This is a genomic window from Oscillibacter valericigenes, from assembly GCF_021531435.1.
Taxonomy (GTDB): domain Bacteria; phylum Bacillota; class Clostridia; order Oscillospirales; family Oscillospiraceae; genus Oscillibacter; species Oscillibacter valericigenes_B.
Genome location: NZ_JAFBIS010000043.1, coordinates 1 through 8,212, shown reverse-complemented (window position 1 = coordinate 8,212; position 8,212 = coordinate 1). Strand labels below are relative to the sequence as shown.

Here is an 8,212-nt window from a genome sequence, read left to right as displayed (position 1 = left end):
AGGCCAGAATCCGCCCTGCTTTCCAGCGCCATTCTTGACTTTGTCGAAAATCGCTTACACAAAATTTTACACCGGGCCGAAATCTACGATGAAGCGTTACTGCCACTGTCTTTCAGTAAATTCGGACATCTTTCGGTGAAGGCCATGGAAAAACTCATTCCTTTCTTGGAGCAAGGTCTTCGTTATGATGAAGCTTATGCCGTTGTATACGGAACCGGCCGAGTCACACCGACCATACAGCGGGAAAATCGCCTCTCGCTGAGTGATATGGAGGACATCCCCAATCCTGTCATGCGACGGGCCGCTGCCCAAACGATTAAGGTAATCAATGCCGTGGTGCGCACCTACGGCCCGCCGGATGTAGTCCGAATCAAACTGGGGTGGGAATTGGCTTGTAAATTTGATGAACGTCGGAAGGCAGAAAAGAAACAGGCGGAAAACCAAGCAGCCAACGAACAGATTCAGGATCAGATTCGTCAATACAAGAATGATCCCGTTACGGGATTGGATATTTTGAAGTTCAAGCTCTTTAAGGAGCAAAACGGCATCTGTCTGTATTCCGGAAAAGAGCTGAACATGAACCAATTGTTTGAACCAGGTTATGTGTCCATTGACCATATCATCCCCTATAGCCGTACTTTTGATGACAGCTATCAAAACAAGGTTTTGGTATTAACCAGTGAGAATGTCCAAAAAGGAAGCTGCCTGCCCTATGAGTATTTTGGGCAGGATGAGAAGCGTTGGGCCAGCTTTGAAGCCCGGGTGGAGAATCTCATCCACGATTACCGGAAGCGCCAAAAGCTTCTGAAAAAGGGATTAACAGAAGAAGAAAGTAAGAACCTGTTCAAACAAAACCTCAATGATCACCTGGCTTTTTCCAAGGACATAGGAAATCTCATTCAAAATCATCTGATTTTTGCGGAGTCTCGCTATGAAAGGCATCCAGTCCATACCGTCAACGAAGCGGTTCTCACGATGCTGAAGGGGCGTTGGGGCATCCGTAAAATGGAAGTGGGCAGCGATTTGGATCATTGCCTGGATGCAGTCGTGGTCGCATCTGTCAGTCCTGGATTGATTCGTCGCCTGAAGAAGGCGAGTGCAGACCGGGAGATGGTCAAAACCATTCGGGGAGAGTATTTGGATGTATCGACGGGGGAACTGTTGACCCAACAGGAATATTACGAAAAATATGAGATAAGATTTCCCACCCCTTGGCCCCGTTTCCGACAAGAACTGAATGCCAGGATTGACCCGGTGAATCCCCGCCATGCCATCGATGCACTGAAATTAGAAACGTACGAAAGCGAAGAAAATATCAAGCCTGTCTTTGTTTCCCGGACGCCCAATCATAAAGTGACCGGGCCAGCTCATGAGGAAACCATCCGCGGCAGAAAGATGGGTAATGGCTATGCAGTGGTCAAAACGCCGCTATCGAAGCTGAAGCTCAATAAGAGTGGCGAGATCGAAGGCTATTACAATCCCGAGAGTGACAAACTCCTGTATGATGCTTTACTGGCTCAGTTAACGGTATTTGGCGGCGATGGAAACAAAGCATTTGCGCAGCCATTTTATAAACCAAAACGAGATGGAACCCCGGGGCCTCGCGTGGACAAGGTAAAAATTTTCGAAAAGACTACGCTGAACCTTCCAGTGAGAGAAGGGGTTGCTGCCAACGGCAGCATGGTTCGTATTGACGTGTTTTATGTTGCGAATGATGGATATTATTTCGTTCCGATTTATGTGGCAGATACAAAAAAGCCAGTATTGCCCAATAGAGCAGTTGTTGCGTATAAGCCATATAGTGAATGGCAGGTAATGGACGATCAGGATTTCCTCTTTTCCCTTTATCCTGGAGATTTAGTCCGTATCCAAAGCCAAAAAGATATGAAACTAAAGTTGGAGAAAGGCTGTACAGGAGAAAACGAAGTTTTCCGAAAAGATGGTATGTATTATTATCTTGGAGCGAGTATTTCTGTCGGAGCCATCCGGATCGAGACACATGATCGCCGCTATTCTCAGTCGAGCTTAGGGCTCAAGACATTACAATCCATTGAAAAATATCAGGTAGATATTTTGGGCCATTATCATAAAGTCCATTTGCCCGAAAAGCGGATGACATTTACCAAAGAAGTCTGAGGTAAGAGCTCACATCAGTTTCTGAGCAAATTTCAGCGTCTCTGATGGATGTTTTTTAAGATAAAAAGCAGGATGATTTCTCAAAGGAATCATCCTGCCTTTTATCTTTCATACCACTACAAGAGAAAATGAGGAATTACGACAATTTTATCACACCCATATATGTTTGTATTATACCACGAAAAAACAAAAAGAAAAGTAATTTATAAAAATGTTATCCTCATCGTTTTTCCTTCGATCAGTTTCCATCCATTGCGGACTTTTCTCAGCTTTCCTTTTCCTCTCCCCCGTGCTATCATAATCCCATCCTGTCGAATGGTGGAGAAACGATGAAACACATCCTCAAACTTCTGCTCTGGCTCCCGGCGCTGCTGTGGTACCGGGTCATCTGGGGCTTTTCCGCCCAGACCGCCGCTGTCTCCGGCGATTTGTCAGACCGATTGCTGTGGCGGCTGATGGCACTGGTCTCCCCTGCCTTTGCCGGGGCGGACGCGGTCACGCAGAACGCCGCTGTGGAGCTTCTGTCCTTTTTTGAGCGGAAAGCGGCCCATATGTTTCTATATTTTGTCCTCATTCTGCTGCTGTGGCTTGCCCTGCTACCCCTGATTCGGAGCAAAAGGCATCAAATCCCCCTTGCCGCCGTCCTCTGTGCCGTGCTGGCGGGGCTGGACGAGTACCACCAGACCTTTATCCCCGGCCGCAGCGGCGAGCTGCGGGATGTGTGCGTGGATCTGGCGGGTGCCGCCGTGGCGGTGGCGCTGGTGACACTGCTGCTCTGGGCAGCCCGCTGGCGAAAGGATGACCGCCGCAGTTCCGCCGGGTGGCTTCCACTCGCTCTGTGCGCCCTGCTGACAGCCATCATTGCCGTCGTCCCGGTGTCCTTCAGCGAACTGCCTGCCTTTGTCTGGGCCGTGGAACGGTTCGTGCCGGAATTCCCCGCGTTGGACGGCGCGGCACAGTCCGCTCTGCTGGCGGCCCTGTCTCCCATTTTGCGTGAAACGCTGTTCCCTGCCGCCTGCGGCCTGCTGGGAGCCTGCGGTGTCCTCTCCGCCGCCCTTGCCATCCGGAAGCCCCTGTCCGCCGCTGGCGCGGCGCTGGGGTTGTCTCTGGCGCTCTCCTCCCTGCCTGCGCTGCTCTGGCAGCTTCCGCTTCCCCCGGCAGCCATTTTGGTGGCCGTCGGCTGGGCCGTGGGTATTCTGCTGTGGCTGATATCCCTTGCGTCCACAGGCATTTTTCCAAACGCAGCATCATCCTCACCGTAAAGTAACCACTTGGGAGGCCGTCCTATGAAGTTCATCCACCTGTCCGACCTGCACCTCGGCAAGCGGGTCAACGAAATTTCCATGACTGGCGATCAGGCTTACATCCTGACGCAAATTCTTAATATCATCGACGCGGAGCAGCCCGATGCGGTGGTCATCGCCGGAGATGTCTACGACAAGTCCGTCCCTCCTGCGGAGGCGGTGACGCTGTTTGATGGGTTTCTCTGCCGCCTTGCGGAGCGAAGCCTCCCCGTTCTCATCATCAGCGGCAACCATGACTCCCCGGAGCGGCTGGCTTTCGGCGGGCGGCTCATGGAGGGGGCGGGCATCCACCTCTCTCCCGTCTATGACGGAAAGGTTGAGCCCGTCACTCTTTCCGACAGCCGCGGCGATGTACACTTCTGGCTGCTGCCCTTCGTGAAGCCCGCCCATGTGAAGCGGTACTTTCCTGACGCGGGCATTGAAAGCTATACCGACGCCCTCCGCACCGCTGTTGAGAACATGGGCGTGGACTTCACCGGCCGGAACGTGCTGGTGACACACCAGTTCGTCACCGGGGCCGTAACCTGCGAATCCGAGGAGATCAGTGTGGGCGGCAGCGACAATGTGGACATCTCCGTATTTGGCGGCTTCGACTATGTGGCTCTGGGCCATCTCCACGGCCCCCAGAATATCCTCTCCAACCGTATCCGCTACTGCGGCACGCCCCTGAAATACTCCTTCTCCGAAGCAGGGCACCATAAGAGCGTGACGGTTGTGGAGCTGGGCGAAAAGGGCAGCCTGCACCTGCAAACCATCCCTCTGAATCCCCGGCACGACCTGCGTGAGATACGGGGCGCCTTCGCAGAACTGACGGACAAGAGCTTCTATCAAGGCACCGCCGTGGAGGACTATCTCCACATCATCCTCACCGACGAGGAGGATGTACCGGAAGCCGTGGGGCAGCTGCGGGTCATCTACCCCAATCTGATGAAACTGAGCTACGACAACACCCGCACCCGCACGAACCGGGTGATCGACGCTGCGGAAGATGTGAAGCGCAAGTCGCCCCTTGAGCTGTTTGAAGAGCTCTATGAAATACAGAATAATCAGCCCATGAGCGAAGTGCAGAGAGCCTTTGCCCGGGAGCTGATCGAATCCATCCGGGAGGGGAACGTATGAGACCGCTGAAACTCACCATTGCCGGCTTCGGCCCCTACGCGGGAACGCAGACGCTGGATTTTGAAATGCTGGGCAGCAGCGGCCTGTACCTCATCACCGGCGACACCGGCGCGGGCAAAACCACCATCTTCGACGCCATTACCTTCGCCCTCTTCGGGGAGGCCAGCGGCGGCGACCGCAGCCCGGACATGCTGCGCTCCAAATACGCCAAAGATAGTGACCCCACTTTTGTAGAGCTGACCTTTTCCTATGGCGGCGAAGTGTACAAAGTCCGGCGGAATCCGGAATATCAACGTGCCAAAACGAGAGGTGACGGCACCACGAAGCAGCTGGCGGAAGCGGAGCTGACTTACCCGGACAGCCATGTAGTGACGAAGCAGAAAGATGTTGACCGGGCTGTCCGGGACATCATCGGCCTGACCCGGGAACAGTTCGCCCAGGTGGCCATGATCTCCCAGGGGGACTTCCGCAAGCTGCTGCAGGCGGACACTAGGGAGCGGCAGAAAATCTTCCGGGACATCTTCGGTACCGGACTGTATGTGACCTTGCAGGAGCAGCTGAAAGCCAAATCCGGAGAATTGAGAAGCCAGCGGGAACAGGCTGGGGCCAGCATCCGGCAGTACGCCGAGGGCATCGCCTGCCGTCAGGACTCCCCCCTTGCCCCGGACGTGCAAAAGGCCCGGGAGTGCGCCCTGCCCCTCACGGAGATGCAAACCCTCCTGGAGCAGCTGCTTGCGGAGGACACTGCCGCTCAGGAATCTCTGGGCAGACAGCTCACCGAGCTGGACGGACGGCTGGAAGCCCTCGTCGCGCAGCTTACGAAAGCGGAGACATACCAAGCCGCCAAGCTGTCTCTGACTGTAAAAACCGCGCAGGAGGCGGCAAAGGCGGCCACTCTGGAACAGCTCTCCTCTGCTCTGACTGCCGCGCAGGCTACAAAGCCGGAGCAGGAAGCCCTCGGAAAGCAAATCACCGCCATGGAGCTGCTGCTTCCGACCTATGACGAGCTGGACGCAAAGCTGAGGGAGCGAAGCATTAAGGAAAAAGCACTGGCGGACGCGGTATCCACGCAGAACACCGCCCAGCAGCAAAGCGCCGCTTTGACCGCCGAGGTGTCCGCTCTCAGGGAGGAGCGCAAAGGGCTGGAATCTGTGAGTGCGGAAATGGAAAAGCTCCAGAACCGTCAGCAGGCCCTGACAGACCGCCGGGAGAAATACCGGGCGCTGTCAGCGAATATTGACGCTCTGAACGCCCAGAAAGCGGAGCTGGCGCGGCTGCAAAACGCGTATCTGGCAGCGGAAGCCCAGTCCTCCCGTCTGTGGCAGGAGTACGACGCCCGAAATAAGGCGTTTCTGGACGAGCAGGCAGGCATCATCGCCTCCACCCTGCCTGCCGGTGCTCCCTGCCCGGTGTGCGGCTCCACGGAGCACCCCCATCTTGCAGTGCTCCCGGAGGGCGCCCCCACGGAAGCGGAGGTGAAAAAGGCGAAGGCTGCGTACGAAAAGGCCCAACGGGAAACGGAGCAGGCCAGCGGGAAAGCCAGCACCCAGCGGGGCATCGTAAACGGCGGGGAGGAAGCCGTCCAAAAAGCCATTCCCCCGCTGCTGGGTGTGGTGTCCCCGGAGGACGCTCAGACTGCCGCCAAAGCCCAGGAAGCCGCCCTGACCGGGGAAATCGCGGAGACAGAGCAGCAGCTGGCGGCTCTGCGCCGGCAGGCAGCCCGAAAGGCCCAGTTGGACGACCTCATTCCTCAGAAAGAAGCGGCGCTGGCAGCAGAGGAGCAGGCCCTTGCCGGCGCTAAAACTCAAATTGCCGGGCTGAACGCTTCTCTCGCCGGGCTGAGCAGTCAAATCGCCGGGCTTGCGGCAAAGCTCTCCTTCCCGGACAAGGCTGCCGCCCTGGCGGAGAAATCCGCTCTGGAGCAGAAGCTGAACGGGCTGAAAGCCTCTTTGGATTCCGCGGAAGCCGCCTATACCGCCTGCAAAGACGAGCTGACGGCCCTCCGTGCCGCCATGGAGCAGCTCCGGAGCCAGCTGGCGGAGGAGCCGGAGACGGACGCCGAAGCGCTGGTGGCCCGGAAAGCGGAGCTCTCCGCCCGGAAAGACGGCATCACTCAGGCCCAGAAGGAGCTCCACGCCCGCGTTACCGCCAACGCCTGCATTCAGGGAAACATCGCCGCCAGGGCAAAGGAGCTGGAGGAACTGGACGCCCGGTACGGCTGGATGAAAGCCCTTTCCGACACCGCCAACGGCACGGTCACCGGCAAAGACAAGGTCATGCTGGAGACCTACATCCAGACCACCTACTTCGACCGTATTCTGGAGCGGGCCAATATCCGTCTGCGGAAGATGTCCGGCGGGCAGTACGATCTGAAGCGCCGTGGGAAAGCCAGCAGCCAGCGCAGCCAGAGCGGGCTGGAGCTGGACATCGTTGACCACATCAACACCACGGAGCGCAGCGTCAACACCCTCTCCGGAGGCGAGGCCTTCCTAGCCTCTCTGTCCCTGGCCCTGGGCCTTTCCGATGAAGTGCAGATGTCTACCGGCATCCGCCTTGACACCCTGTTCGTGGACGAGGGCTTCGGTTCTTTGGACTCCGAAGCCCTGAGCAAGGCCTACCTGACTCTGGCGGGCCTGACGGAGGGCAATCGCCTGGTGGGTATTATCTCCCATGTGGCGGAGCTGAAAGAAAAAATCGACAGACAGATCGTGGTAACAAAGGAGCTCTCCGGCGGCAGCCGGGCCGCCATCGTCGTGTGACAGGCCTGATCACTTTCCGCTTTCTATCGGCATCCGCAAAAAGCCCCCATCAGTTCGTTCCCAAATCGAACTGACGGGGGCTGTATTTTTCATCCGCGGACGGTCTATACTGCTTGGTTTGGATAGCGGTTCAACAGGACTTTGGGGCATTCTCAGAATCGTTTCATAAAATCTATGAAAAGAGAGGGGCGAAAGCCCCTCTCTTACAAGCCCGGCCGGTTTGAGCTTCTGCGAGAGGCTTGACCGGGTCTGTCGCTATATGTATATGCAATTTTTAATTGTTTTATGCACGTTAATGTGCAATTACAGGGTAAAATGGCTTGTCCAATCTGCTGGAAACCCCATCTGCTTCAAATCTACCACGGAGGCATACTTCTTCACCAGATTCTGAAATTGGACAACAAATTCTGTCCAGGCAACATCGGTGGGGCGCAGGTATTTCATGGCAAGAATGGCCGAATATGCACCGCTGTACCGGGTAGGCGTCGCTATGGCGTCATTAGCGATCAACTGAGGCGTCGTGTGGATAGCCCGGTTATAAATGCGGCTGTTGTGCGCGCACATATTCCGCAGGACCACACAGGTGTGTATCCAGGACGACATCATCTGCATGGATGGCTTTACCAAATGATTCTTGGGAGAGCGATACTTATAACGTTCAGCCAAAGCAGCATAGGCGCTGCCAGGACCGGTTTTTAAGTTTTTGACTGTTTTGGACAAAGAGCCAAAAGACATGACCTCCACAGTGGCCCACAGGGGAACAAGGCCGTCATGCCGGTCAAAGTTGTGCTTGATAAACACATCACTGGAACGGGGGCCCGGTGTAAAATTTTGTGTAAGCGATTTTCGACAAAGTCAAGAATGGCGCTGGAAAGCAGGGCGGATTCTGGCCTG

The 8,212-nt window shown here is 55.8% G+C and carries 4 protein-coding genes and 1 pseudogene; 4 read left to right on the top strand and 1 reads right to left on the bottom strand.

Features of this window, described 5'->3' with window-relative positions; genetic code table 11:
• The 4 genes from cas9 to JQM68_RS13175 all read left to right on the top strand — a co-directional run.
• Positions 1 to 2,136 (top strand): type II CRISPR RNA-guided endonuclease Cas9 (gene cas9 / locus JQM68_RS13190; RefSeq protein WP_235223486.1); only part of this gene is annotated, 2,136 nt, incomplete at its 5' end.
• A 329-nt stretch (positions 2,137 to 2,465) separates the two neighbouring features.
• Positions 2,466 to 3,398 (top strand): VanZ family protein, encoded by a 933-nt coding sequence (locus JQM68_RS13185; protein ID WP_235223485.1) that lies wholly within the window; start codon positions 2,466 to 2,468, stop codon positions 3,396 to 3,398.
• A 24-nt stretch (positions 3,399 to 3,422) separates the two neighbouring features.
• A complete protein-coding gene (locus JQM68_RS13180) occupies positions 3,423 to 4,559 on the top strand; it encodes an exonuclease SbcCD subunit D (protein ID WP_235223484.1) in 1,137 nt (378 codons plus the stop codon).
• Complete coding sequence (locus tag JQM68_RS13175; protein ID WP_235223483.1) at positions 4,556 to 7,318, top strand: AAA family ATPase; 2,763 nt, start codon at positions 4,556 to 4,558, stop codon at positions 7,316 to 7,318. Before JQM68_RS13180 ends, JQM68_RS13175 begins: the two co-directional genes overlap by 4 nt.
• Positions 7,319 to 7,621: 303 nt before the next feature.
• Here JQM68_RS13175 and JQM68_RS13170 read toward each other — a convergent pair.
• A pseudogene (locus JQM68_RS13170) lies at positions 7,622 to 8,137 on the bottom strand (Abi family protein); the annotation flags it as partial.
• Positions 8,138 to 8,212: the final 75 nt, after the last annotated feature.